Source organism: Bradyrhizobium sp. 186 (assembly GCF_023101685.1).
Taxonomy (GTDB): Bacteria; Pseudomonadota; Alphaproteobacteria; order Rhizobiales; family Xanthobacteraceae; genus Bradyrhizobium.
Genome location: NZ_CP082164.1, coordinates 7,587,093 through 7,610,261, shown reverse-complemented (window position 1 = coordinate 7,610,261; position 23,169 = coordinate 7,587,093). Strand labels below are relative to the sequence as shown.

Sequence of the window (23,169 nt, the reverse complement as noted above, 5' to 3'; positions counted from 1 at the left end):
TGGGAACGGGCTCTTGACGTCGCTTGGCGCATCCGGCGCCAAAACGCAATGCAAAACCCAATCTATGCGTTTGGCGCAAAATGGCAAAGGGTGGTCCCGTTCCGGCCCGTTTGCGTCAGATCAATTGACGCGAAGGATGCGGGTCGGCGGCAACGGACCGATGGGCCCGTATGCTTTGAAGAAGGCAAACAGCGCGTCCGCGTCGTAACCGCCATATTGTGGCGAGGTGCCCTGCTTGGCGACCGTAAAGCCGTCGCCGCCGACGGCGAGGTAATCGTTGAGAGTGATGCGATAACCGCTCGCCGGCTCGATCGGCTTGCCGTTGAGCGTCATCTTCTCAATCATGACGCGCTCGCCGAGCGGTTTCGACGCGTCCCAGGTATAGCTGAACCCGTTCGAGACCTGGAGGATCCGCGGCCGCTTCGGATCGAGCCATTGCTGCTCCAGCATGTCCCTGAGCTGGCTACCGGTGAGCGTCATGGCGACGAGGCGGTTGCGGAACGGCTGGCTTGCAAAGAGTTCGCCAAAGGACACCTTGCCGTTCTCCTTCGGGACGATATCGGTGCGGATGCCGCCGGGATTGGTGAGCGCGATGACTGCGCTGCCGTCCTTGGCGTCCTTCGTCGCGGCGAGCTGCGCGTCCGCGATGACGTCGCCGAGCGCGCTTTCGCCGGCCTCGTTCGGAATGCGCGACAGCGTCTGCGTCACCGATCCGGCCGGACGATTAGCGATCGGAGCGGCAAGCTTGTCATAAGCCTCGATCAACGCGGTCTGCTCGGGGTCCCTGGCGAGCGAGGCATTGGCGACGATGACGTTCTCGGCCTTGGCGCTGATGATGTCGCGCGTTGCCGGATCGAGCTTGAGATCGATCGCGGTGACCAGCGTGCCGTATTTGTCGCCGCTCGTCACCAGCCGGCCGTCGATGTCGCAGACATAGGCGCGGTGGGTGTGGCCGCTGACGACGACGTCGACGGCGTGGTCGAACTTCTTCACGATGTCGACGATCGGCCCCGAGATGCCGGGACATTCATTGTAGTCGCCGGCGGGCTCGCCGCCTTCGTGGATCAGCACGACGATCGCTTCCACGCCGCGCGCCTTCAGTTGTGGCACGAGCGCATTCACCGTCTCGGCCTCGTCGCGGAATTCGAGGCCGGCAATGCCGGCGGGCGAGACGATGCCGCCCGTGCCCTTCAAGGTCAGCCCGATGAAGGCGACGGGGATGCCGTCGAACTCCCGGATCTCGTAGGGCGGCAGCACGCTCTTGCCGGTCGCGGTCTCGATGGTGGAGGCCGCGAGATAGTGGAATTTCGCGCCCGTGAAGGGATGCGGGCCCTGGCACCCGTCGACCGGATGGCAGCCGCCGTTTTGCATCCTGAGCAGCTCCGCCTTGCCCTCGTCGAATTCGTGATTGCCGACCGAGGTGATCGCAAGCCCCATCATCGAGAGCGATTCGATCGAGGGCTCGTCGTGAAACATCGCCGACAGGAACGGGCTCGCCCCGATCAGGTCACCGGCAGCGACGAAAACCGTGTTGCTGTGCCCCTCGCGTAACTGCTTCACCAGCGTCGCCATGTATTCGGCTCCGCCGGCCGCCACCATCACCTTCTTGGCTTTGTCCTCGGGATCGCCGATGCGAATGCCGCCCGGTGGCGGCCGGAGATTGCCGTGGAAATCGTTGATCGCGAGGATCCGCAGCTCGACCGGTGCGGCGGTTTGGGCCGACGCGGGCAGGGTGGCGGCGAGCGCGAGGGCGAAGGTCGTCAGGCGGAGAATATGTCGCATGGAACGAGACTAGTCGTTCCACGCGAAGATTTCACGAAGGTTTCTTCCTTCTCCCCTTGTGGGAGAAAGCGGCGAAGCGCCGGATGAGGGGTTGTATCCGCGGATAACAATGCGAGAGTGAGTTCGCGGAGCGAACCCCTCACCCGTCTCGCCGCTACGCGGCGAGCCACCCTCTCCCACAAGGGGAGAGGGGAAGAGAGCGTGCCCGCTCTCACCGCCTCTTCCTGTTCGCGAACGCATTGAATGCGGCGATGGCCTCGTCCGACTTCAGGCGCTCGCCGAACAGGTGGCTTTCCTGGTCGATGCGGCGGGTGAGCTCTTCCGGCGCGGCGCGCAGCAATTTGCGCGAGGTTGCAACCGCCTCGGCCGGCAGCCGGCAGATCTCGCGCGCCACCTTGCGGGCCTCGACTTCGGTATGTCCCGGCGAGACCACCGCGTTGACGAATCCTGCGGCGTGCGCCTCCGCGGCGGTGAAGGTCCGCCCCATCACCAGCATCGCAAAGGCGCGCTGGTACCCCATGGTGTTCGGCATCAGCAGGCTGGAAGCCCCGACCGGCACGAGCCCGAGATGGATGTAGGGCGCGGAAAAGGTCGCGGCGTTGGAAGCGAGCACATAGTCGCAGTGGAACAGCATCACGGTGCCCATGCCGATCGATGCGCCATCCACGGCCGCGATGATCGGCTTGACGTTGAGGGCGAGCGAATAGAGAAACCTCGCGCCATCCGACAGCGTCTCAGGGCGCGACGTGTCGGCCTTCATGAAATCGTCGATGTCGTCGCCGGCGGTGAACACGCCGGAGCCGCCGGTGATGATCATGCAGCGGATGTCGGGATTGTTCTGCACGGTGTCGATCGCGTGGCTCATCTCCCGATACATGTCCTGCGTGATCGCGTTCTTCTTGCTCGGCCGGCGCAGGGTGATCACGCGCGTTGCGCGCTCTTCGGTGACGACGATGTTGCCATTCGGCATGGTGCCCCCCTGCGGTCGCCGCGGCGCTTGCCATTGGCGAGTCTCGCTGGCTTCAGCCTACATCATCCCGCAGGCGTGCCAATCCGGTCGCTCAAGCTTTTCGCCGGCGATCCCCGTACCGCATTGCAATGGATTGTGCGAACACATCACTTCACGTGGTGTTGCGCATTGCAACAATCGGCTACAATGTTTCAATTGAAAAACCGGTAGTTGTGCGCCACGATGGCCCGTCTCGTACCATTGGCCGCTTGATCGATGACTGCTGCAACGGGCGTTGACGAATCCTCGCTGCACTATCGCGGCTGGCGCGTGGTGCTGGCCTGTTTCCTGATGGCCTTCTTCATGTTCGGCTTCGGCCTCTACGGTCAGGGCGTCTATCTGGCGGAGCTCCAGCGCGCGCATGGCTGGCCGGGCACGCTGGTCTCCGCCGCCAGCACCTTCTCGTTTTTGCTGACCTCCGTCCTCGTCATCTTCACCGACGATCTGCTGGCCCGCATCGGGCTGCGATCGCTGATCCTGTGCGGCTTGTCGGCGCTCGGCGCATCGACGGCGCTGCTGGCGCTGATGCAGACGCCCTGGCAGCTTTATCTCGCCTACGCGCTGATGTCGGTCGGCTGGACCGGCATGGGCACCGTGGTGATCGCGACCGTGCTGAACTCCTGGTTCGAACGGCGCCGCGGGCTCGCGCTCAGCCTCGCATTCAACGGCGCGACCTGCGGCGGCATCGTCCTCGTACCGCTGCTGCTGACGCTGACCGGCAGCATCGGCTTTCGTTCCGCCATGCTGGCGGCCACCATGGCGATGGTGGTGCTGGTGTTGCCGGTGGTCGTGGTCTTCATCGGCTGGCCGGCCGAGACGTCGTTGGCATCGGGCGGACGTCCGTCCGGCGGCGGCGCGGCCAACCCGGCGCATTCCCGCAAGGCGCTGCTCGCCAATGCAGCGTTCTGGACCATGGTGCTGCCGATCGCGATCGCGCTGTTGGCCCAGATGGGCTTCATCATCCACCAGGTGACGTTCCTCGAGCCGCTCATCGGCCGCTCCGCCGCGGGCCTTGCAGTTACCATCATGGCCGCGATGGCCGTGGTCGGGAGGCTCTCGCTCGGCCTGTTCGTCGACCGGCTCGATCCGCGGCTCGCCTGCGCGGCGTCGATGACGAGCCAGGCGGCGGCGCTGTTCGTTCTCGTGCAGAGCACGAGCCCGACGGTGCTGCTGGTGTGCTGCGCCGTCTACGGCTTCTCGATCGGCAACATGATCACGTTCCCGCCCTTGATCATCCAGCGCGAGATCGGCGCTAGCGCCTTCGCCGCCGCGATGGGATTGGGGACATCGATCAGCGGCATCGTCAGCGCGTTCGGTCCCGGCATCGTCGGCCTCGTGCGCAGCCTGACCGGCGACTACACGGTGGCATTCGCGTTCTGCGTGGTGCTCGATCTCGTTGCGGCAGGAATCGTGCTGTGGCGGCCCGGGCAAGCTGCGCGAGCTGCGATCTGAATCGGTTGCGTCGATCGCAATGATGCGTGCAGCCTACCCCAACAACACCGCATCCGCCGCCGCGACCGACGCCGCGCTCTCCGTCACGGTGCGCTCCAGCGCTCCCGCCTGCACCGTGATGTTTTCGGCGAAGAAGCGCGCGAGCGAGACGTAGCGTGACGCGTCCGTATTTCCGTCGGCCTTCGCCGCGAGCGCCTCCGATGCCAGCATGCAGCCGCCGAGCGTCGCACCGAATTGCTGCAAATAGGGCGTCGCCCCTGCAAGCGCCTCGTTCGGCGCGGATGAAACCCGCTCCAAAAGCCACTTGCTGGTGCGGGTTAGCGCCTCCAGCGCCTCGCGCAGCTTTGCGGGCGTGGTGCCGAAGGCGGGATCGTTGGAGGCTTCGACCTGTGTGATGATGGCCGAGAGCTCCGACAGCAGCGCCCATACCGATGCGCCGCCATTGGCCGCGAGTTTTCGCGTCACGAGGTCGATCGCCTGGATGCCGTTGGTGCCCTCGTAGATCGCGGTGATGCGCGCATCGCGATAATGCTGGGCTGCGCCGGTTTCCTCGATAAAACCCATGCCGCCATGCACCTGCACGCCGAGATAGGCGACTTCATTGCCGACGTCGGTGGAATAGGCCTTTGCCATCGGCGTCAGCAGCGCCGCGCGCGCGGCGGCGTCGGCCCGCACCTTGGGATCCCTGGCGCGCGTGGAGACGTCGAGCGCAACCGCTGTGGCATAGCAGATGGTGCGCGCCGCCGCGGTCTGCGCCCGCATTCGCATCAGCATGCGCTTGACGTCGGGGTGCACGAAGATCGCATCGGAACCATCGCCCATCTTGCCGACGGCGCGCCCCTGCCTGCGTTCCTGCGCATAGCCGAGGGCCAGCTGATAGGCGCGATCGGCGACGCCGACGCCTTCGAGGCCGACGCCGAGGCGGGCCTGGTTCATCATCGTGAACATGCAGCGCATGCCCTGGTTCTCTTCGCCGACCAGGAAGCCGATCGCGCCGCCATGATCGCCCATGGTCATGGTGCAGGTGGGCGAAGCATGCATGCCGAGCTTGTGCTCGACGCCGCTCGCGAAGATGTCGTTGCGTGCGCCGAGCGAGCCGTCCGCGTTGACCATGAACTTGGGCACGAGGAACAGCGAAATTCCCTTGGTGCCGGCGGGCGCGTCGGGCAGGCGCGCCAGCACGAAATGCACGATATTGTCGGTCATGTCGTGCTCGCCATAGGTGATGAAGATCTTCGTCCCCTTGATGCGATAGGTGCCGTCGGCCTGCCGCTCGGCGCGGGTGCGCAGCGCGCCGACGTCGGAGCCGGCCTGCGGCTCGGTGAGCTGCATGGTGCCGGTCCATTCGCCCGAGACGAGCTTTTCGAGATAGATTTTCTTCAGCTCGTCGCTGCCATGCGCATCCAGCGCCTCCATCGCGGACGCCGTCAGCAGCGGGCAGAGGCCGAAGGCGACGTTGGAGGCGCTCCAGATCTCGGTGCAGGCCGCGTTGATTGCGATCGGCAGGCCCTGGCCACCGAAATCTTCGGGGCCGGACACCGCATTCCAGCCGCCCTCGGTCCAGCGCTTGTAGGCATCGGGCCAGCCCGGCGCAGTCGTGACCTTGCCATCGTCGAGCTTGATGCCGTGCTCGTCGCCGACCTGGTTGAGCGGCGCCAGCACGTCGGTCGCGAACTTGCCGGCTTCCTCCAGCACGGCCGCCGCAATGTCGGCATCGAAATCGCCGTAGTGACCGGCCTCCACGGCGGCCTTCAGGCCCGCGCCATGGTTGAGCGACAACAGCATGTCAGAGATCGGCGCGCGATAGGTCATGGCTCACTCCCGTGGACAAGGTTGGCGCCGTATTCCCACGAAACGCAGGAGGTCTCAACTGCCGACCCGGCCGGGACAGGTCCTGCCGGGGACGGGCCATGATCCGGCCCATGTAAAGTGTCGCACGGTGAGCCCCTGAGCTGTGGTATTTGCCTCTCCAGGCGGTTGAAATGCCGCGCCTCTCCCTATAGACCGGCAGCGACTGGAGGGAATCTGCGGTAGCCTGTTCTTCCGCCGTTCCTTCCTGTTGGGGCGTAGCCAAGTGGTAAGGCAGCGGATTTTGATTCCGCCATTCGGAGGTTCGATCCCTCCCGCCCCAGCCAGCCATTCCAGTATTCGCCCGACCTCCCCAAGAAGCGCGGGAATAGGCCGGAAATCCGGGCTTTCGCGTATCCGATTCCGTCTCCAGGGTGCCAGTTCGCCGATCCTGACGTGGAAATCGCCGATAATCTCCGGCCTTGTCCGCGAATATTCCCGTTTTGCGGAGACTATCGGTGGAGACTGGCTTGATCGCGACTGCCGCCCGACCGTACCAGCAGTTCGAATCTTCCTCGCTCCGCCAGCCCAACAAAACCATCTCGTACTTCAAGCTGGCGACAGGCCAGAAATGCGGCCATTTTCCTGCTTTTTTGCCGACGTAGAACTCCGATCATCGCTCCAATTAGGTGTTGAATAGATCTGGAGAACCGAATTTTCTCCAAATCTTTAGGACGCGCAAATTTGGTCTAGTGGCTTTGCACAGTGATTATGACTCTTTGGAAGTGGCGGGATAGGCGCGGCCCATTTTGGCGCGGGCCTTGTCGGTTGTGAACATCCATCTGATGCGTGAGCGGGCGGCGTTTCGCTTGCGTTCCCAGGCGGCGACTTCGCGGCGCAGTCGCTTGGGATCGTCGATCCTGCGATCCAGGCACTGGCCGCGCATGACGCCGATCTCGATCTCAACCATGTTGAGCCAGCTTGCGTGCTTGGGGGTGTAGTGGAACTCGAGCCGTCGCAAAATCCGTCTAGCTTCGGCGGGCGGGAACGCCTGATAGAGGGCGCCGGCAGAGTGGGTCGATAAATTATCCTGGACGAGCCGGATGATCTCGGCATCGGGATAATGGATGTCGACGAGATCACGCATGCAGTGGGCATAATCTTCTGCCGCGCGCCGCTCGGTGACTTTGACCTTGCGCCAGGGACGATGACCATCGCACCTGCCAGCAGCTCAAGCGTCCAGCGGGCACGGCCCTTTGGCGGGTTGGCGCAGGCCGTCGCCACCAGCAAGGCTTCTTCCTTGACCGTGAGTTTGCGTTCCGCCCCGGGGCGCGGCTCGTCGCTCAGCGCCCGTTCCAGATTGCCTTCCACGAAGCGGCGCTTGGTTCGGTACACGGTCGAGCCGCCCACGCCGACGCTCCTCGCGATCTCCTCGTCGCCGGCACCGGCATCGGCGGCCAGCAAGATCTGCGCTCGCTTGAGCTTGCGGGATGCCTGCTTGCCGCCGCGCAGCAGCGCCCTGAGCTCGGTGCGCTCGATTTGGCTGAGGTCGACCCGATAGCGTACATTCATGGCGTGCCTCCGTGTTCGAGGCACGCAAGAACAACTGAATCGGATGGCCGGCGTGAGTCCTTCGGCAAAACCCTTCACGCCCAAGCAGGGGCAGTATCTGGCCTTTATCCACCTCTACACGCGGCTGCACCGCAGAGCCCCGGCCGAAACCGACATGCAGGAATATTTCCGCGTCAGCCCGCCTTCGGTGCACCAGATGGTGCTGACGCTGGAACGAGCCGGCTTCATCAGACGGCAGCCAAGGACGCCTCGCAGCATCGAGGTTCTCGTTGATCCGAAACACCTGCCGGAGCTCATCTGACCGCCAGACGCAACCCGTCAAGATCACTGTGCAGAGCAACTAGTACGGGATTTTCCGGATCATCAAGGGCTCATCAGGGCGGCGGTTTGGATCTCTCTCGCTCAAGCGATGGGACCTGAGGACCTTTCGGCTCGCTGCGGTATGGCGTTTCCTGGACGCCGGTCGCCTGCCTCCGCGACTTCTCCGCGAAACTTCTGTTTGCGGCGACGAATGATGGAAGCCGCCCAAGATTAGCCATTGCCGCCGAGGGGACGATGGTCGCACTGATAAGCTTCCTAACAAAAGCTTATTTGTTTTCAGGCCTGAGTAGGGGCCTTGCCGAAAGCGCACCGACAGGCTCCCCCAAGATCGAAGACCAGTTCGAACCGGGCCCTTGGCGATGGGGTGGCTCTCTCGAACCTTGGTTTCCCCATTTTGGCGGAATCCAAGAGGCCTTGAAGCTTCGCAGCATAAGGCGTGTTCCCCATGCCCGGCGGCTGCACAATGCTGAACGTCGCTGCGGGTGTAGGCCTCATCCTAATGATTGCGGGTTTGGCCGTCCGCACTAAGTGTTCGACGCTTGATCTGAGATCGCTCTGATGAATGGCGCCGCTGCTCAAAGAGCAAGCGCGATGGTTACGTCGCCGATATCCCGGCGATCATGGGCGGCGTCATGCTCTATTGAGGCGAGCAAGCCTTGCTTCGTCTCGAATATGCTTTGGCCGGATAAGGGGCAGGTCTTAGCTTTCCGTCCCAACTGAATTCTGGGGGTCTCATTCGTTCCTTCGACTGACATTCTTAGTATCGTGCAAAGTTGACCCAGTGAAGGGGGCCGGCCAGGGCAGCCAGGAAGCCGTGGGCACGCAGTCCAGTCAGTGCTATGCGCTTAGTGTGTGCGATTCTCGACAGGTCAATGCTGGCGTAACCGAAGTGTTATTCTGGCTGGCCGCTCGTGCGAGTGCTTAGGCGGCGATTAATGTGATCGCTCAAGTTGGAATTGGTAAGGCCCAGCCTCCAGCTACCATTCCCATGCATGCGCAGTTACTCAAGTAGTAGTTGTTGCTCTCGCCAAGACAAGGGTAGCAGCTTCGGGACCTGCTTCACGAGAGGTGTGGTATGGCCGTGCAAGGCGGCGGTCATCACCTCAGGAGCGAGAAAGGCAAACCTGAGGCTTTGGCGAACGACTTTCGGATTATAACCGGCAGAAGTGGCGAGTTGCTCGATAGTGATCTGTCGATCGCGGGTAAGGGCGTTTAGCCAAGCATGAGCCCTGACAATTGCTTTCAGGAGCTTCGGATCGGAATTGATTTCTGGTGGTGCGTGCCGGATCTCTACCTTGTATTCGGGCTTGGCGGTCCAAGGGATCTCAATCGGAGCTCTATCAATCCAAATACCGCCGAGCGTCATGTGGAGTTTGTCCCACGATACCGTCAAACGGTCGATACGCGCGAAGAGCTCTTCATTCGCGATCTCGTGGGCGGCCAGTTTGAGTCGGAGCTCTGCCTCCACGAGACGCTCGATCTCTGGAGCAGAGACACGAGCTACTGAGCCGGCTTTGTGCTGCCGGCCGCGCAATGCGGTGCTGGCATAGAAGCGATATCGGACGCCATTCTTACTCGAGAATGTCGGCCCCATCCGATTGCCCTGGTCGTCAAACAACTTGCCCATGAGCACGGCGCCGCTCTCCGAGAACTTGGTGCCGCGACTGACGCTGTTCTCCTTGAGAAGCTGCTGTACTTTGTCAAAGGTCTCCCGATCTAGAATTGCGGCATTCTCTCCCTTGAACCATTTGCCCCCGTGATGGATCTCTCCCAGATAGATACGATTTTTCAGGAAGTAGGCGAGGGGACCATAAGTGAAGGGGATGCCGCCCTGATATTTCGTGAACTTGGTGGTGCGGCGTTTTGTGACGATGCCCCTGCGGTCGAGCTCCGCAACCAGCTTGCCGAAAGAGCGGAGCTGGAGGTACAGCAAGAAAATGGTCCTCACCGTCTGTGCCTCGCTTTTGTTGATGACAAGCTTCTTGTCCCTGGCATCGTAGCCCAACGGAACGGTGCCCCCGGTCCACATTCCCCTCTTGCGTGAGGCCGCAATTTTGTCCCTGACCCGCTCTGAGGCAAGCTCCCGCTCAAATTGAGCGAACGATAAGAGGATATTGAGGGTCAGCCGTCCCATCGACGTCGTGGTGTTAAACTGCTGGGTCACCGCGACGAAAGAGACGGACCGCGCATCGAAGGTTTCGACCAGCTTTGCGAAGTCGGCCAGCGAACGCGTCAGGCGATCGATTTTGTAGACCACGACGACGTCGACCTTGCCGAGCTGGATCTCGCCAAGGAGCCGCTTCAGCGCCGGCCGCTCAAGGTTGCCGCCCGAATAGGCCGGGTCGTCATAATGTGCCGGGACAAGCTTCCAGCCCTGCGAGGCCTGACTTTTGATGTAAGCCTCGCAGGCTTCGCGCTGGGCATGGAGAGAATTGAACTCCTGGTCCAGGCCATGCTCGGTCGATTTGCGGGTATAGATGGCGCAGCGCAGCGTTCGGGGTGAGTCAGCCGGCATTGGCGTCGCTTTTGCTGTCGGACTTGACCGATCTCAGGCCAAAGAACCGTGGTCCGTTCCACTTCGTGCCCGTGATCAGTGTGGCGATCTCGGATAGGCTGGCGAAAGTCTTGCCGCCATAAGCAAATCCGGTTTCCATCACGATGACCCGGTAGGTTCGCCGGTTCCAAGTCCGCACAAGCTCGGACCCCGGCTTGATCCGGCGGGGTAATTCCAAACGGGCGCCTGGTTTGGCAGCCGCCGCCTTCACTAACTGGTCGAGGAGTCGTCGAGCTTCGGCGGGGAGGCCGCCGTAAGCCCTTTCCTGGATACGGTGAGCGATACTTCGCCGGAGCAGATCAGGCCCGAACGCCTTTGGCGGTTCGGCCTTGAAGAGATCGCGGTAGCGCTTGCGAAGTTCGACGATGGGGGTGGCCGGCAGGCGTTCCAACTCAGCTTCGACGTCGCGGTTCGGTTCGGTGCCAGCCGGCCAGGGTTGTTTCACGCGGCGGCTCCGGCTTTGGCGATACGGTAGTATCGCTGATCACCGATCTTCTGGGAGATAAGCGCCAGCTTGAGCTTTTTCTTCACGACCCCGGCAAAGAAGCCCCGCACCGAGTGAGGTTGCCAACGCGTCGCCTTGACGACCGCGTCGATCGTCGTGCCCTTGGGCTGCCTGAGCAGAACAAGGACCTTTTCCTGCTTGGAGATTGATTTGCGGGCAGCAGGCGCGGTTGATTTCGCTGCTGCAGATTTGGCCTTGGCCATTCTGTCCTCCTGTCGTCAACGACAGCATCATGTGCTGCCACTGAGACAAGCCCCGCAAAGCGCGAGGCGAGAACCGGAACAGGCCCGATCAGTCCTTCGAAATCCTGTTCATCAGGCAGACGGCATCGTGGAGCCGATTGGCGTCGTACAGCAGTTGCTCGATTTCCATCGAAACTTCGACCGCCTCGGTAACGCTGCCGGCGGCGACGCAAGCTGCGGCTGCCCGCGCGATGCGCGAAGCCTCGGTCAGGTTTGTGTTGATCTGCGCGATGCAGACCCCGATGGCTTCATGCAGGGATGCGGTGTTGGCCATGGGCCCCTCCTTGTGGGCGACAGTACCGCTCCAGACGACAAGGAAGTCGACCAGATTGCGAGCAATCATGTGGCTCATTTGCGGCCCAGTCCGGCACAAGATGCTCGGCCAAGGCATCGCAACGATCGGGTCGAAAGTGCGCAGCCTTACACAAGATTAGGCGCGTGCCCGGCGCCTCGGCGGCTTGGTCGGCTCCTCGGCCAAGAACTCCCTAAACAGCCTGACCGGATCAGCATCCATCGCTCGGACGATAGCAACGAATTCCACGAGATCGATGCGGCGCTCGCCGCCCTCGTATTTGGCGACAAACGACTGCGGCTTGCCGAGTTTCTTCGCCAATCCGTGCTGGCGAATGCCAGCTTTTTGTCGCACCGCGACAAGAAGGGCAATCAGGCGGGTATATTCCGCGGATTTGAGGGATTTTTCCATGGCCGCCGGATGGAGGAATCGGCGGCAAGCAATCTGATCCCGGAAACGGATTATCCCAAAATCGGATTATATTAACTCTGACTTGCGACAATCATCTCCCGGCGCAGCCATTCCGTGGACTTCCCGCGCAAAGGAAGCGAACTCACCGGGCGGAGGTATCGCTGATGACCATGCATCTGACCGAGAGTCTCGACGAAGCAAAGACGGCCTGGCACTCGCAGGACTCAAGCCTGCGGGAGCAGGCACTCGGCCACCTTTTCCTCGGAGAGCTGCTCGCCGCAATGTGGCGCAGTGACCGGCGCGACATAGAGGTCTTGAAAGGGGAGGTCGATCGAGGTGGCTACGATCTCGTTCTGGAATCCAACGGGCTAGTTCGCCACGTGCAGTTGAAATCCAGCTTCATCGGCTCCAAGGTGCGGCATGTTAGCGTGGGCACCAAATTGATGGCGAAGCCGGGCGGCTGTGTGATCTGGCTCGAGTTCGACGCCGACAGCTTGAAACTCGAGCGGTACCTTTGGCTCGGCGGCGACCCGGGGCAGGCGCTGCCTGATATTGGATCCCGGGTCGCTCGGCATTCTAAGTCGAACAGTGCGGGACAAAAGACCGAACGTCCGATGCACCGCCAGGTCGCGAAGTCGAAGTTTCAAGCGGTTGCGAGTATCAATCAACTCAAGGATCGCTTGTTCGGTGGCTAGACGGGCGATGGACGACTTCGATGCCCTCGAAGGCGATCATCTCTTCCATGGACATCTTCTCGGGCATGAATATCGGCTTCCCAACCAGTTCCGGGTTGGTCCAGTCCAAAAACTCTCCAGTGGCTTCCATAAGCCTGAAGATGTTGCCCATAGCTATCTGATCTTGGTTGAGCGCGGCCTTCATATTCTGGAGGATAACAGCTTGCGCCATCGGCATCGTCTTTGTCACGCCGTTGATGCTGACTTTGACCAGCCGGCTCGCAAGACGCTTGAAGACCATGACCAGATTCTCTTCGGATCTTTTGCGCCCCCGCGGATTGCCTGACTGTCCCTTCCTAAACTGTGTTGTCTTGGGGGGCTTTCCGTAACCGACGTTATAAGTCGGGCTTTGGGTCGATCGCATTTGCTTCCTCATGTCTTCCCTGCTTTCTTAGCCATACTGCGTACGTCCTGGGCGAAGGCGAACTCTTTGGATCAGTTGGCAAGCGGATAACCCCACCCCCCGTCTGCGGGGGTGCTTCCTTTAGAAGCAACGCAGAGCGCTGCATCAGATCGATAAACCGGCTGAATGCCTTTTGCTTGCCACTCATCGCGTCGTTCAGAATCCGAATAACGAGCGCCTCGCGAGTCTGAATCGTGCTGCCATTCTTCCCGCGCTGGGTTGTGTCGAGTAGTTCCTGTATGCTCACGCCTTCAGGCCGCTTGGGACGTCCCTTGGGGTTACCTGATCGCCCTTTGGGGAACTGATGCACCTTGGGCGGCTTCTTGTAACCAACGTCATAATCTTCCGGGTCCGGTATGCTCATTTGACAGCGCCTAAAATGGGGGGAGAAGTTTGGGACGACGGACCTTGACTAATGTCCCAGAGTGCCAACTTCACCCATTTAAAGTCGGGCTCGATTTTTAGAGTGCCGCGATGAGGACTCCGATGCGGGTAGCTACCGATGGTTAGGCCATCCTGGCCTCAATCACAGCCTCGAAGGTCTCGCCAAGAGGAGCGAGGCGCGCGACCTTTCCGGTGTAAGTCTGCCAGCGGCGGATTGCGACATCGACATATCCCGGATCGATTTCGATGGCGCGTGCGCGACGACCCGTCTTCTCCGCGGCGATCAGAATCGTCCCGCTACCGCAAAAGGGGTCCAGAACGAGATTGCCGCGCTTTGAACAGTCTCGGATGGCGTCAGCGACAAGGGCGACAGGCTTGACCGTCGGATACATAGCGAGCTCATCAAGCCGACCGGGCCTCATAGAATTGACGCCGTCATAATCCCAGACATTGGTGCGATGCCTCCCATGCTGACCGAGTTCAAAAGTATTGGTGTGAGGTTCGCTGCCATTCTTCCAGATGAACACCAGTTCGTGCTTTGATCGATAGAACGTACCCATGCCTGCGTTAGTCTTGTTCCAAACACAGAGGTTCTTGAGTTCTGAATAATGGACGTCGCCAGCCGTGAGCATCTCGCGCATGTGCCGCCAGTCCATGCAAATCTGGTGAATCGATCCATCCACAGAGTAGCGGCAGAGCAATTCATAGACGCTTGCGAGGAACCTGACGAACTGATCCTCTGTCATTTCGCCCGAGGCCATCGCGAACTCGCGATGCCGAACACTGCCTAGGCCCGAGACATGACCATCGATCCGGACATTGTAGGGAGGATCGGTGAACACGAACTCGGCCTGTTCGTCTCCCATAAGGAGTTCATACGCTTCCGGACTCGTTGAATCTCCGCAAACTAGATAGTGCTTACCCAGCTGCCAGAGATCACCCGGCCGACTAACTGGAGGCCTCTCTGAGACTTCGGGGATATGGTTTTCGGGCTGATCGCTTTCCTCGCCAAACCCTTCAATGATCAAATCGGTCTCTGCCGCTTCAAATCCGGTCAGAGCGACGTCAAAGCCGACGTCAACGAGATGCTGCAGCTCAATGGCGAGGACCTCATTGTCCCATCCGGACTTTTCCGCCAGGCGATTGTCAGCAAGCACATAGGCCCGCTTGTCGGAATCGCTGAGATGCGACAACCGCACGCAGGGTACAGTCTTCAGCTTGAGCAGCTTGGCAGCCTCGACCCGTCCATGACCCGCGATGATCTGATTGTCGTCGTCGATCAGGATCGGGTTGTTGAAGCCAAAGCGCTCGATACTCCGCGCGATCTCCTTGATCTGCTTGGGCGAATGCGTTCGGGCGTTGTTCGAGTACGGCCTAAGAGCGAGTGTGGGGCGATGTTCGAAGTTCATAAAGAGTCTCCTTGAAAGCGCGGCTTTGCCGCGTTTCAGGGAGCCACATCGAGCTGCGGAAATAACTCATTAGAACTCTCCCTTCTTATTATGTGCAGGAAACTGCTGATCGATCTCTGCGTCGAAGTCCTCCGAATCGACCGTCTCCGCAGAAGCGTGCAATCCTCCTGTGCGCCAGGCGGAACGCTTGTTCTGCAGAGCCCGCCAGTCGATATTGCCGAAGTCCTTTTTCATTTCGCGCACCAGCTGCTCGTATGCGCGCTCGCTCGGAGGTCGTCCATCTGGAGAAGGCCCACCAGCCTCGAATTCCAAACGGAGAAGTTGATACCGGGGCTCGAGCTTCTTCATCGCAAACTCCTCCCGCGCACGGACCGAAGGCTCGCGCGCCGGTCGCCCGAGACTTTTGAATGGGTCGATGAGACGCTCGATTTGCTGCTGCAGGATTGAAGGCAGGGGAACGCCCAGCGCCCGCTCAAGTGCGGCACGGACGTCGTAACCGCTCAGGTGCCCTTGGACACGCAGCGCGGTGTTCAGAATTTCGAGCGGCTCTCGCTGTAGCTGCTGCTGTTCAATGGGGATTTTCATGGGCTGTTTCCCTGTGAAAAATTCACAGGGAAACAATATCTTACGGGCCATTTGGGTCAACGAGCGCGCAAATTGCGGTAAACGCTCATGGTGCGAGATATGGGATTCCGCCCGCCATCCCCCTAGCGGCGACCTCGCAAAAACGAATGTAGAGCCTTCCTATCGGGTCGACGATTTTAACCATCGATTCAAGTCAATTTGGTTGAGGGCACCGCGCGCGTAATGATCGATATGGAATGCCCGCTGTTGGGGGTACAGCGGACTCGGCCCGGGAGATCCGACATGTCCGCTTTTGACCCGACCCCTTGCGGACATTTGAGGCCGCCGCAGTTGGCGGCCTCTTTCATGACAGCCTTGCCCCACGCGGCGCGCCGCCTTCCTCGCCTGCCAAATGATCTTCGATGTTATCGGCGATCTCCTCGCAGACCGACGCCAACGCAAGCAGTTCGGCTTTAACGAGAGGATCGTCGGCCCGCTCGACAAGTTTCCGACACGTGGCCGCTTGATCCCATAGATAGATAAGCCAATCATGTATGCCGAACACGGTACCGTTAAGCTTGGAGTGGTGACAAGGTGGAGCTTTCACTAGAACTTCCCGCTTTAGGCCGTCTTGGCGAACATCGTGAGCACACCGTCGGCGATGTTGATGGCAACAACGTGCGACGAGCTCAAGCCCTTCGCTTTAAGCGCAGATACTGCCGCCGGTGCCGCGTCAATGGACTTCCGAAGTGATTGCAAATCTTCTTCGCTTGTCTGCGCGACGATTTCATCGACCTTTGAGCGGACCGCAGGTTGCAATTGCTTGATGTCGACTACCTGTATGCTTCGAATGACCGTGTCGGACTGAGCAGGCGGTTCCTGCGCTCTGGGTTGCGGGGACGCTCCTTGAGCCTGCACGAAAGCGGTCATCCCAAGCGAGAGTGCTGCAATAATGACGGATGCAGTAACGATGCGCATGGTCATTCCTTTCCTCAGTTTGGGAACCAAACGCACTATCCACGAACTTTGGTTAGCGTTGGATTCTCTCGTGGCCATTCGGTGAAACCAATGCGGCAGTAACAGTTCCCCGGCCCACAATGATGTGCGTGCGGGCGGAAAAGTTTGGGGCGAGCGACTTCCGCTGCGGCCTAAGTAGAAGAACGTAACAACCACTCATGTCGGCTATTGAGGGCGGAAGCTGGCGAACATCGCGCCAGGCTGCGTCGACCGCTTCTGGCCCTAAGCCAAAGAGCGCTTGAGCCGCCGTGATGTCCGCTGTCGCTGGTAAATCGGACGCCGAGCTGCACTTGCCTCGACCGCCCGCATTTGACCCAAAGGCTGGAAATCAACAGGATTGAATGCTCCACCAAGAGGGCGGCAATGCCGGGGCAGCCGGGACATCGTCAGAGTGCGATTGTTTCCTCGACTACATGTTTCAGCGGCGTCCCCTCAGCGGACAGTGTCATTCGCAGTTTGAGCTTGCCACCTTTCACCGCCCCGCTACGCACCAGGTTCTCAATTTCACGCTGCGATGTAACTCCGACATGCTTCAGAAATTTACGGATAGCCATATTGAAGCGGTCTTCATCGAACTCGGCGGTCATGGCTGTTCTCCCTGGTCGGGCAGGCGAAGTCTAACACGAGGCGAGCAAAGACCAAACATCGAGGCCCAACTCGCGTCGCCGCCGACTTCCTCCTCAACCTGATTGCCTACAACGTCGGCCCGGAGCTGAAGACTACACCTGAGGCTGCAAGGTCGGCCGTTTGAGGTGGACCGGACACGGCTGGCGCTGTCCCCGACCGCCGCTTGTGACCCATTAGCGGGCCTTGCCTTAGGCCGCCTCGGATGTCCGCCCCGCTCGCATCTCGCGCCGTCTGCGTTTGGAACTGAAACATTTTCTAGCCTGAATGATTTGCTCCCGGGGCTTCGCAAGATGCGAGGCATTCATGAACCCTCTTTCGGCGAGCGACGTGTTCCTTACGGTCGCGGTTATGAGCACGACGTTCCTGATTGAGATCGGGTTTTTCATCCTGATCGGAATGTTCTGAAATAGCGCGCTATGGGTGGTGCGCAGCGGGTGCGAGGGTCTAGTTCTCCTCGAACTTGATGGTTGAGACCGGCCATCTTCCGTCATGACCTTTGATTGAAATCCGAAGCCCGTGCAATTCATCCAGCCAAACGTTCTCGACCGTGCCTGCCTTTCCGTCGGTAAGGACGACGGTTTTGCCGATCAATTCGGATTGCGCCTTACCGTACTCATTCAAGATCGTCGATGCACGAAGCTTCACCGGCGGCATCGTTCATCCATGTTCCGCCGAGCCGACTGCGGCTCAACCGCGCGACTTGTTCCAGTGCTCGGCCGCTTCGAATTCGCGGAGCCGATCGATTTGCGCTCTCAGGCCCGCCGGTAGTTCCGGCTCTGGTTTCAGCGACGCACGTAGTCTCTCGCCGATCTCTCGAACGATGGCCCGACTGTGTATGTGGTCAATGTCAATTCGGTTGCGCATGACGGAGCCTTCGGTTCCGCCAGCACGCCGTGCACTCTCCCCGCAACCGATCGGGGCACTGCTGGCGATTTTGAATAGAACCGGAGACCGTCGCTTTTGGCTATCTGCGCGAGCGCTTGTATTGAGAACAGCGGGTCGTTCGCCACGACCTTTGGCTATCCGCGACATGCGCCGTGTTACTACCGGCGAGCGACGGCCTCAGTTTTTCTAAAGCCTGGCGGACGCTTTCGTTCCTTGATTTTCTGATCGCGACCGCGATGTTCCATTCCGAAGGAGGAACCTGCCCCAGCGGCTAGTCGCTGGCGCCATGGAAGCAACTTCCGCTGCGGCCGAAAACATTGGGCCGCAGCGTTCGGGAACCATTTCTGAGAGTGCCCGGTTAGTTCATGGGGCGATCCGGTTAGTTCATGGGGCGATCCGGTTAGTTCATGGGGCCATCCGGTTAGTTCATGGGGCGATAAAGGGGACCATCGTCATGAGGACCAAATATCTCGCTGCGATTGCGATAGCTGTTCTTGCTTGTAGTGGGCTGGTCGTGAATTCCGTCGGCTCGCTTCATCGCGAAAAGCAGTCCACGCCGGCCGCCATACAAGTGACGGACCGATTAGCTGGGTCCGTGGATCCGTATTTGATACGCTCTGGTGGCTAAAACGGCCGGTGTAACTCAGAAATGCATTGGCGACGCTGCCTTAAGTCATGGGGCATCGCGCCCGTTCGGCAAGCAAGGCTGTAACGCCTTTGCCTCACATCCCATCGCGCTCGCATCCATACGTCGCATTCCTCGTCTGTCGGATTGAACGCTGCCTCTGCCTACGCCGCAACTTCGTGTCCGTTACTTCCGATATTGGCACGAACCGGACCAACCGGACCGTCTGACGATGTCCGTCGATCGGGGTAGACCGGAAGTCACGTTTTAAGGCCGCGAGGACCATTTCTACCCAGTACGCAAGTCGGCATTTACGCAAACCTTGAAAATTGCCCCACGGCCGCCAGCGTCGCAACGTCCAAGTGTCAACGGGAAATAACTTTCGTGCTAGGTTTCTAGTCACGCTACGCGAACAGTGTGGCCCGCCGGCTCGAACCTACGTCGAAACTCAGTGCGAGCATTTCATGACCAATCAGGGTCGACGCATTGCTGGTTGCCACTTGGTGCTGCGAGGTAACCGCTGGATGCCCATAAGCGCGAATAAAGCGCTTGGAGCCAAAGATCGTTGTTCACCGGGCGGTAAGGTGATTTCCGCATACCTCTCTGCAGTTGTTGAAGGGGACACAATTGTTGGCTGGACAAAAAACTCGGCGTTCTCGGTTCAAGAGGTGCTGCCCGATGGCGAACTAGCCCCGCTCGATTTAACTCCCGCGAAACTGGCGTTGCAAGCTGATAGCGCCGACATGAAAGCGAGCAAGGCGGGAATAGTTGGCATCAGTTCGCTGATCGCGGGGCGTCGCATTCAGGAACAAAATACTGGAAACCTTCCTTCGACGTTGCGTGAATCTGCATTCGAACGCGCTACGGTACAGATACTGGACAAAATTCAGGGCCATTCCGTTGTCGGCGTGCGTCTGTACGATTGCTGAAACACGAAATTTCAGCTTTTCATCGTGTCAGGTAAGGAGCTCTCGGTTATCACTCCCGTGCTGGCACCCAGAGGAGAAAATTTCTGCGTGGTTGCCTGTCAATATTGCCGACCGGTCACCTCCAGATGGGACGTGGGACGTTACCCGCTGATACAGGGACGGGCAGAGCATGTCCGCTCTGCCCGGGTATTTCAGACATCAACTTGTTCCGCTATTGCGAGGGCATCGTCTACTTCGATGCCGAGATATCTGACCGTGCTTTCGATCTTTGTATGCCCCAGTAGTCACGATTCATAATGCACCTCGGCTAACTCATTGAAAGTCAAAGACCTGCTGCGTGGCATTTTGTGTTAGCGGAGGCTTCCGACGCTTTCCCTTGGCGAAACCTGCCAAGTCCTCGGCCCTGATCACCCAAGGCGCGCCCACGCAAGCTTGTCGGCCTTTGATGTCGCCGCGGCGGAGCATACGCAACGCCGTCATGTTGCAGACGCCGATGAGTTTTGCTGCCGTTTCGAGCGTAATCTCGCCGCGCTCCGCCCACTCGCCGTCGCGGAAGACGGCGATGTCGTGGTGATTGCGGAAGCCGCACACGCGCTCTTGCGTCCAGGCATTGCCGTGCCCGGTCTCCACGCCAGCGCGATTGAGCAGGCGCGCGATCTGCCGATCGGGCATCAGCCGCGCCAGCTCACGCACGAGTGCGATCGTGTCGTCGGGGATGCGTGGATTGTGCCGGCCGGCCGCATTCAGTCGCTGTTTGACTTGCAGTTGGGTATGATCGCCGCCTTGCCAGTGCAGGACCGCATGGATGATTGCGCCGTCCCTGCGCACGACGATCTCCGTGAGTGCCGCGCGAAGGATACGCTTGCGCGTTGCGGCGGTTGCAGCGGGATGCAACCAGGCGCGCTCCAGATCAGCACCGAGCGCCACCAATTGCTGGCGCTCCGGCTCACCGAACGGCGGCGGACGGCGCGCAATCAGGGCGGCGATCTCTCCTTCAAGCTTTGCGACAGCCTGCAATGCCTCGTTCCAGCGGCGCTCCAGCTCGCCGGCGACCAGCCGGTTTGCCGGGTCGACGGCGTCGTACTGTCGGCGCGCGTGCGCGGCTTCGTAGCGCGCCTGCTGCAGCGACAGCTCCAGCTGGCGCTCGGCCGCGGTCGTCGTGCTCGATTGCGCCTTGATCGCTTTGAGTGCTGCCTCGGCGCCGAGCGGCTTCAGCACGCGCAGGACCTCGTTACTGATCGCTGCGTCGATGCTCAAGCCGCTGATCGAAATGCAGCGCGCGGCACCGTGGTTCGTACGCGCACCGTAGCAATTGTAGCGGCCGATCTTGCCGCTGTAGTGCACATGGAGCTTGCGGCCGCAGTGGCCGCATCGCAGCAGTCCGGGCAGCAGCAACTCGCCTTTACGAGCTGCTCCGCGAGCGAGTGCGCTGCTCATGCCGGTCGCATTGTTGGCGATCACCTCGAGGTTGTGCTCGAACTCGTCCCAGGTGATGTAGGCCGCGTGGTGATCCTTGATCAAGACATCCCATTCCGCCATGGGCTTTTGCACACCACGCCGGACATGCTTGCGTCCACCTTTGACACTCACACGGCTCGTCGTGCGCCCGAACGCGTAGGCACCTGCATAGATCGGATTGGTCAGGATGTTGTGCACGATGTTGTAGGCCGGCAGTCGCCACACGACGCCGTGCGCCTCTCCTTGGCGCGACTTGACCGGCAGCTCGATGCCCTCCTCTCTCAGCCAGATGTGCACCTGTCTAGCACTTTGCAGCTCGGCGAACTTGGTGAAGACCAGCTGCAGGGCGTCCTGCACGCGTTTGTCCGGATTCTTCTCTATGCGATCGCGACCGATCTTCACATAGCCGGCGGCGACACCGAGGACCAGCGCGCCGCGGCGCGCCTTCTGCTTCAGCGCTTCCTGCGAGCGGTGGCGGAACATCGAGAGTTCAAGCTCGCTCATCGTGCCCTTCATGCCAAGCAGCAGCCGATCGTTGGGATGGCGAGGATCGTAGATTCCGTCCTCGTCGACGATGAGCGTGCCGACCAATCCACAGAACTCGATCAGCGTATGCCAGTCGCGGCCATTACGGGCAAGACGCGACGCCTCGATCGCGAGCACAGCGCCGACACGGCCGTCGCAGATCGTTGCAAGCAGCCGCTCGAAGCCGGGACGCGCGATGCCGCCGCCGGACCGGCCGAGGTCGTCGTCGATGACTTCGACGTTGCTCCAGCCAAGCTGCTTGGCGCGATCGACGAGGCCGTATTGGCGCCGTCGGCTCTCATGATTATGCGCGAGCTGGTCTGCTGTCGATTGCCGGATGTAGACGCAGGCGTTGCGGGCGAGATGCTCAGTCGTGATTTTGGTCATCGCCGCTCCCCCCGCTTGCCGCCTTTGCCAGCGCCGCCGCGATCTCGCGCAGCAGCACCTCGATGACCATCGCGAGCTCGCTCTTTTGAGCTGCACGCAGTTCGACGCACGGTCGCTCGGCCTCGAACAGGCTTGGCTGGAAATTCTCGGATCGCTGCGTCATTCTCTAGTCGCTCCGTTTTTGATTCGGACGCCAGAAAGCCTAGAAGCGCATCGACCTCGTTGCGTAGGGAGCGAAGAACATTCAGGGGAAAATGCGGCTCAACGCTGATCTCGAATCGGGACGCAGCCTCGTCAGTCATCCACGCCGGAAGGCAGGCAAAGGTGCCGTCAAGTTGGTGAACAACGAGAAACGCGGCGCCACCTCGCTCAAGCCGCCGCCTAACACCTACCGTCTCCCCGAAGCGAGGATGAAATCGGTAAGTGATGCGTGCTTCAGCCTGTTGTTCGCGGGCAGTATGTCGCCCTTCCGAGCAGCGCCTGGATGACGCGAATATCGGTGCCACGTTCAAGGAGATGGGTGGCAAAGGAGTGTCGAAGCGCATGGAGCGTTACGCCCTTGCGGATTCCGGCCGCATCGGCCGCCTCATGGAACAGGCGGTTGAGTTGGCGGGTTGTCACCGGCTTACCGGGCTTGCGGCCGGGAAACAGCCAGCGTTCCGCCACGGGCGTTGTGGAATCGTAACTCGGCGGGCGCGTCTTCCACCATTGGCGCAGCAGGTCGAGCGTGTCGGGCGACAGCATGACATTGCGGTCCTTGCGGCTCTTGGACTGCTCGACCCGAATGATCCTCTGCGCGCTATCGATGTGCTTGACCTTCAGCCTGACCACCTCGCCGGCGCGCAGGCCGCAGCCATAGCCGAGACTGAGCAGCACGCGCACCTTGAGGCTACTCGCGACCGCGAGCAGGCGCCGGGTCTCGTCCTGGCTCATCACCAGCGGAATCTTCTGCGGCTCACGGAGGTGATAAATCTCGGCCGCAAGATCCAGTCGCCGCAACGTCACGCGAAACAAGAACCGCAACCCGGTCATGATGCGGTTGCGATTGCAGATGCTCGCGCCCGTCTCGGAAAGATGCAGTTGAAACCGGCGGATATCCTCCGCCGTGGCCGTGTCCGGGGACTGCTTGAGAAACCTAGCAAACCGCTTGCAGCTGTGAATATGACCCCTCTGCGTCCCCGCGCAGAGCTTGCGTGCATTCATGTCCTCGATCATGCGCTGGCGCAACGGGCTGACCGTAACCGTACTCATGGGCAACTCCTGTCTTGGATGAGGTTGACGACACCCTCGATCT

The 23,169-nt window shown here is 60.6% G+C and carries 23 protein-coding genes, 1 tRNA gene and 2 pseudogenes; 6 read left to right on the top strand and 20 right to left on the bottom strand.

What is annotated here, in order from left to right; all coding sequences use genetic code 11:
* Window positions 1-120: 120 nt before the first annotated feature.
* Together IVB18_RS36680 and IVB18_RS36675 are read right to left on the bottom strand one after the other, a co-directional pair.
* Complete coding sequence (locus IVB18_RS36680) at window positions 121-1,782, bottom strand: bifunctional metallophosphatase/5'-nucleotidase (protein WP_247985136.1); 1,662 nt, start codon at window positions 1,780-1,782, stop codon at window positions 121-123.
* 211 nt (window positions 1,783-1,993) lie between these two features.
* A complete protein-coding gene (locus tag IVB18_RS36675; protein WP_247985135.1) occupies window positions 1,994-2,752 on the bottom strand; it encodes an enoyl-CoA hydratase-related protein in 759 nt (252 codons plus the stop codon).
* 255 nt (window positions 2,753-3,007) lie between these two features.
* On the opposite strand from IVB18_RS36675, the gene IVB18_RS36670 reads away from it, so the two are divergent.
* Window positions 3,008-4,243 carry an MFS transporter gene (locus IVB18_RS36670; RefSeq protein ID WP_247985134.1) on the top strand — a complete coding sequence of 412 codons (1,236 nt, stop codon included), beginning with the start codon at window positions 3,008-3,010 and terminating at the stop codon, window positions 4,241-4,243.
* 33 nt (window positions 4,244-4,276) lie between these two features.
* On the opposite strand, the gene IVB18_RS36665 is transcribed toward IVB18_RS36670, so the two are convergent.
* Complete coding sequence (locus IVB18_RS36665; RefSeq protein WP_247985133.1) at window positions 4,277-6,055, bottom strand: acyl-CoA dehydrogenase; 1,779 nt, start codon at window positions 6,053-6,055, stop codon at window positions 4,277-4,279.
* A 248-nt stretch (window positions 6,056-6,303) separates the two neighbouring features.
* Between IVB18_RS36665 and IVB18_RS36660 the strand changes: the two genes are divergently transcribed.
* Window positions 6,304-6,378, top strand: a tRNA-Gln gene (locus tag IVB18_RS36660).
* 183 nt (window positions 6,379-6,561) lie between these two features.
* On the top strand, window positions 6,562-6,696 hold the full coding sequence (locus IVB18_RS51730; protein WP_256476533.1) for a hypothetical protein: 135 nt from the start codon (window positions 6,562-6,564) through the stop codon (window positions 6,694-6,696).
* A gap of 104 nt (window positions 6,697-6,800) precedes the next feature.
* On the opposite strand, the pseudogene IVB18_RS36655 reads toward IVB18_RS51730, so the two are convergent.
* Window positions 6,801-7,603 (bottom strand): annotated as a pseudogene (locus IVB18_RS36655) (transposase).
* A gap of 43 nt (window positions 7,604-7,646) precedes the next feature.
* On the opposite strand from IVB18_RS36655, the gene IVB18_RS36650 reads away from it, so the two are divergent.
* Window positions 7,647-7,904: a MarR family winged helix-turn-helix transcriptional regulator gene (locus IVB18_RS36650; protein WP_247985132.1), complete on the top strand. Its 258-nt coding sequence runs from the start codon at window positions 7,647-7,649 to the stop codon at window positions 7,902-7,904.
* 1,020 nt (window positions 7,905-8,924) lie between these two features.
* Here the strand turns inward: IVB18_RS36650 and IVB18_RS36645 are convergent.
* The 5 genes from IVB18_RS36645 to IVB18_RS36625 all read right to left on the bottom strand — a co-directional run bounded on the left by IVB18_RS36645 (window position 8,925) and on the right by IVB18_RS36625 (window position 11,928).
* The gene (locus IVB18_RS36645; RefSeq protein WP_247985131.1) at window positions 8,925-10,439 is read right to left on the bottom strand and encodes a recombinase family protein; all 1,515 of its coding nucleotides are present in this window, start codon (window positions 10,437-10,439) and stop codon (window positions 8,925-8,927) included.
* Window positions 10,429-10,923, bottom strand: coding sequence for a DUF2924 domain-containing protein (locus IVB18_RS36640; RefSeq protein WP_247985130.1), 495 nt, complete (start codon window positions 10,921-10,923; stop codon window positions 10,429-10,431). Before IVB18_RS36640 ends, IVB18_RS36645 begins: the two co-directional genes overlap by 11 nt.
* Window positions 10,920-11,186 (bottom strand): DUF3489 domain-containing protein, encoded by a 267-nt coding sequence (locus tag IVB18_RS36635; protein WP_346732574.1) that lies wholly within the window; start codon window positions 11,184-11,186, stop codon window positions 10,920-10,922. Before IVB18_RS36635 ends, IVB18_RS36640 begins: the two co-directional genes overlap by 4 nt.
* 88 nt (window positions 11,187-11,274) lie before the next feature.
* Window positions 11,275-11,499, bottom strand: a complete 225-nt coding sequence (locus IVB18_RS36630) for a hypothetical protein (protein ID WP_247985129.1) — start codon at window positions 11,497-11,499, stop codon at window positions 11,275-11,277.
* Window positions 11,500-11,655: 156 nt separating this feature from the next.
* The gene (locus tag IVB18_RS36625) at window positions 11,656-11,928 is read right to left on the bottom strand and encodes a helix-turn-helix transcriptional regulator (protein WP_247985128.1); all 273 of its coding nucleotides are present in this window, start codon (window positions 11,926-11,928) and stop codon (window positions 11,656-11,658) included.
* Between the two features lie 164 nt (window positions 11,929-12,092).
* Between IVB18_RS36625 and IVB18_RS36620 the strand changes: the two genes are divergently transcribed.
* Window positions 12,093-12,623: a hypothetical protein gene (locus tag IVB18_RS36620; protein WP_247985127.1), complete on the top strand. Its 531-nt coding sequence runs from the start codon at window positions 12,093-12,095 to the stop codon at window positions 12,621-12,623.
* Here the strand turns inward: IVB18_RS36620 and IVB18_RS36615 are convergent.
* The 7 genes from IVB18_RS36615 to IVB18_RS36585 all read right to left on the bottom strand — a co-directional run bounded on the left by IVB18_RS36615 (window position 12,598) and on the right by IVB18_RS36585 (window position 17,720).
* Window positions 12,598-13,026, bottom strand: coding sequence for a DUF5681 domain-containing protein (locus tag IVB18_RS36615; protein WP_247985126.1), 429 nt, complete (start codon window positions 13,024-13,026; stop codon window positions 12,598-12,600). The two genes, IVB18_RS36620 and IVB18_RS36615, sit on opposite strands and share 26 nt — an antisense overlap.
* Window positions 12,998-13,429 carry a DUF5681 domain-containing protein gene (locus tag IVB18_RS36610; RefSeq protein WP_247985125.1) on the bottom strand — a complete coding sequence of 144 codons (432 nt, stop codon included), beginning with the start codon at window positions 13,427-13,429 and terminating at the stop codon, window positions 12,998-13,000. Before IVB18_RS36610 ends, IVB18_RS36615 begins: the two co-directional genes overlap by 29 nt.
* A gap of 142 nt (window positions 13,430-13,571) precedes the next feature.
* Window positions 13,572-14,858 carry a DNA methyltransferase gene (locus IVB18_RS36605; protein ID WP_247985124.1) on the bottom strand — a complete coding sequence of 429 codons (1,287 nt, stop codon included), beginning with the start codon at window positions 14,856-14,858 and terminating at the stop codon, window positions 13,572-13,574.
* A 69-nt stretch (window positions 14,859-14,927) separates the two neighbouring features.
* Window positions 14,928-15,443, bottom strand: a complete 516-nt coding sequence (locus IVB18_RS36600; RefSeq protein ID WP_247985123.1) for a hypothetical protein — start codon at window positions 15,441-15,443, stop codon at window positions 14,928-14,930.
* A gap of 600 nt (window positions 15,444-16,043) precedes the next feature.
* Complete coding sequence (locus IVB18_RS36595; protein WP_247985122.1) at window positions 16,044-16,406, bottom strand: hypothetical protein; 363 nt, start codon at window positions 16,404-16,406, stop codon at window positions 16,044-16,046.
* 419 nt (window positions 16,407-16,825) lie between these two features.
* Window positions 16,826-17,026 carry a DUF6494 family protein gene (locus IVB18_RS36590; protein ID WP_130220955.1) on the bottom strand — a complete coding sequence of 67 codons (201 nt, stop codon included), beginning with the start codon at window positions 17,024-17,026 and terminating at the stop codon, window positions 16,826-16,828.
* A gap of 484 nt (window positions 17,027-17,510) precedes the next feature.
* On the bottom strand, window positions 17,511-17,720 hold the full coding sequence (locus IVB18_RS36585; protein WP_135217292.1) for a PRC-barrel domain-containing protein: 210 nt from the start codon (window positions 17,718-17,720) through the stop codon (window positions 17,511-17,513).
* A 1,320-nt stretch (window positions 17,721-19,040) separates the two neighbouring features.
* Here IVB18_RS36585 and IVB18_RS36580 point away from each other — a divergent pair.
* A complete protein-coding gene (locus tag IVB18_RS36580; protein WP_247985121.1) occupies window positions 19,041-19,505 on the top strand; it encodes a hypothetical protein in 465 nt (154 codons plus the stop codon).
* 191 nt (window positions 19,506-19,696) lie between these two features.
* Here IVB18_RS36580 and IVB18_RS36575 read toward each other — a convergent pair.
* The 4 genes and pseudogenes from IVB18_RS36575 to IVB18_RS36560 all read right to left on the bottom strand — a co-directional run.
* Window positions 19,697-19,789 (bottom strand): annotated as a pseudogene (locus IVB18_RS36575) (integrase); the annotation flags it as partial.
* 28 nt (window positions 19,790-19,817) lie between these two features.
* Complete coding sequence (locus tag IVB18_RS36570; RefSeq protein ID WP_247985120.1) at window positions 19,818-21,875, bottom strand: recombinase family protein; 2,058 nt, start codon at window positions 21,873-21,875, stop codon at window positions 19,818-19,820.
* Window positions 21,856-22,038, bottom strand: coding sequence for a hypothetical protein (locus IVB18_RS36565; RefSeq protein ID WP_247531465.1), 183 nt, complete (start codon window positions 22,036-22,038; stop codon window positions 21,856-21,858). The genes IVB18_RS36570 and IVB18_RS36565 overlap by 20 nt, the downstream gene beginning before the upstream one ends.
* A gap of 272 nt (window positions 22,039-22,310) precedes the next feature.
* A complete protein-coding gene (locus tag IVB18_RS36560) occupies window positions 22,311-23,126 on the bottom strand; it encodes a tyrosine-type recombinase/integrase (RefSeq protein WP_247985119.1) in 816 nt (271 codons plus the stop codon).
* Between the last annotated feature and the right edge of the window lie 43 nt (window positions 23,127-23,169).

Bases quoted from the DNA above. Each gene is read 5' to 3' on its own strand.
- IVB18_RS36680 (WP_247985136.1), bottom strand. From the start codon at position 1,782: ATGCGACATATTCTCCGCCTGACGACCTTCGCCCTCGCGCTCGCCGCC.
- IVB18_RS36675 (WP_247985135.1), bottom strand. From the start codon at position 2,752: ATGCCGAATGGCAACATCGTCGTCACCGAAGAGCGCGCAACGCGCGTG.
- IVB18_RS36670 (WP_247985134.1), top strand. From the start codon at position 3,008: ATGACTGCTGCAACGGGCGTTGACGAATCCTCGCTGCACTATCGCGGC.
- IVB18_RS36665 (WP_247985133.1), bottom strand. From the start codon at position 6,055: ATGACCTATCGCGCGCCGATCTCTGACATGCTGTTGTCGCTCAACCAT.
- IVB18_RS36650 (WP_247985132.1), top strand. From the start codon at position 7,647: ATGGCCGGCGTGAGTCCTTCGGCAAAACCCTTCACGCCCAAGCAGGGG.
- IVB18_RS36645 (WP_247985131.1), bottom strand. From the start codon at position 10,439: ATGCCGGCTGACTCACCCCGAACGCTGCGCTGCGCCATCTATACCCGC.
- IVB18_RS36635 (WP_346732574.1), bottom strand. From the start codon at position 11,186: ATGGCCAAGGCCAAATCTGCAGCAGCGAAATCAACCGCGCCTGCTGCC.
- IVB18_RS36630 (WP_247985129.1), bottom strand. From the start codon at position 11,499: ATGGCCAACACCGCATCCCTGCATGAAGCCATCGGGGTCTGCATCGCG.
- IVB18_RS36625 (WP_247985128.1), bottom strand. From the start codon at position 11,928: ATGGAAAAATCCCTCAAATCCGCGGAATATACCCGCCTGATTGCCCTT.
- IVB18_RS36620 (WP_247985127.1), top strand. From the start codon at position 12,093: ATGACCATGCATCTGACCGAGAGTCTCGACGAAGCAAAGACGGCCTGG.
- IVB18_RS36615 (WP_247985126.1), bottom strand. From the start codon at position 13,026: ATGCGATCGACCCAAAGCCCGACTTATAACGTCGGTTACGGAAAGCCC.
- IVB18_RS36610 (WP_247985125.1), bottom strand. From the start codon at position 13,429: ATGAGCATACCGGACCCGGAAGATTATGACGTTGGTTACAAGAAGCCG.
- IVB18_RS36605 (WP_247985124.1), bottom strand. From the start codon at position 14,858: ATGAACTTCGAACATCGCCCCACACTCGCTCTTAGGCCGTACTCGAAC.
- IVB18_RS36600 (WP_247985123.1), bottom strand. From the start codon at position 15,443: ATGAAAATCCCCATTGAACAGCAGCAGCTACAGCGAGAGCCGCTCGAA.
- IVB18_RS36595 (WP_247985122.1), bottom strand. From the start codon at position 16,406: ATGACCATGCGCATCGTTACTGCATCCGTCATTATTGCAGCACTCTCG.
- IVB18_RS36590 (WP_130220955.1), bottom strand. From the start codon at position 17,026: ATGACCGCCGAGTTCGATGAAGACCGCTTCAATATGGCTATCCGTAAA.
- IVB18_RS36585 (WP_135217292.1), bottom strand. From the start codon at position 17,720: ATGCCGCCGGTGAAGCTTCGTGCATCGACGATCTTGAATGAGTACGGT.
- IVB18_RS36580 (WP_247985121.1), top strand. From the start codon at position 19,041: ATGACCAATCAGGGTCGACGCATTGCTGGTTGCCACTTGGTGCTGCGA.
- IVB18_RS36570 (WP_247985120.1), bottom strand. From the start codon at position 21,875: ATGACCAAAATCACGACTGAGCATCTCGCCCGCAACGCCTGCGTCTAC.
- IVB18_RS36565 (WP_247531465.1), bottom strand. From the start codon at position 22,038: ATGACGCAGCGATCCGAGAATTTCCAGCCAAGCCTGTTCGAGGCCGAG.
- IVB18_RS36560 (WP_247985119.1), bottom strand. From the start codon at position 23,126: ATGAGTACGGTTACGGTCAGCCCGTTGCGCCAGCGCATGATCGAGGAC.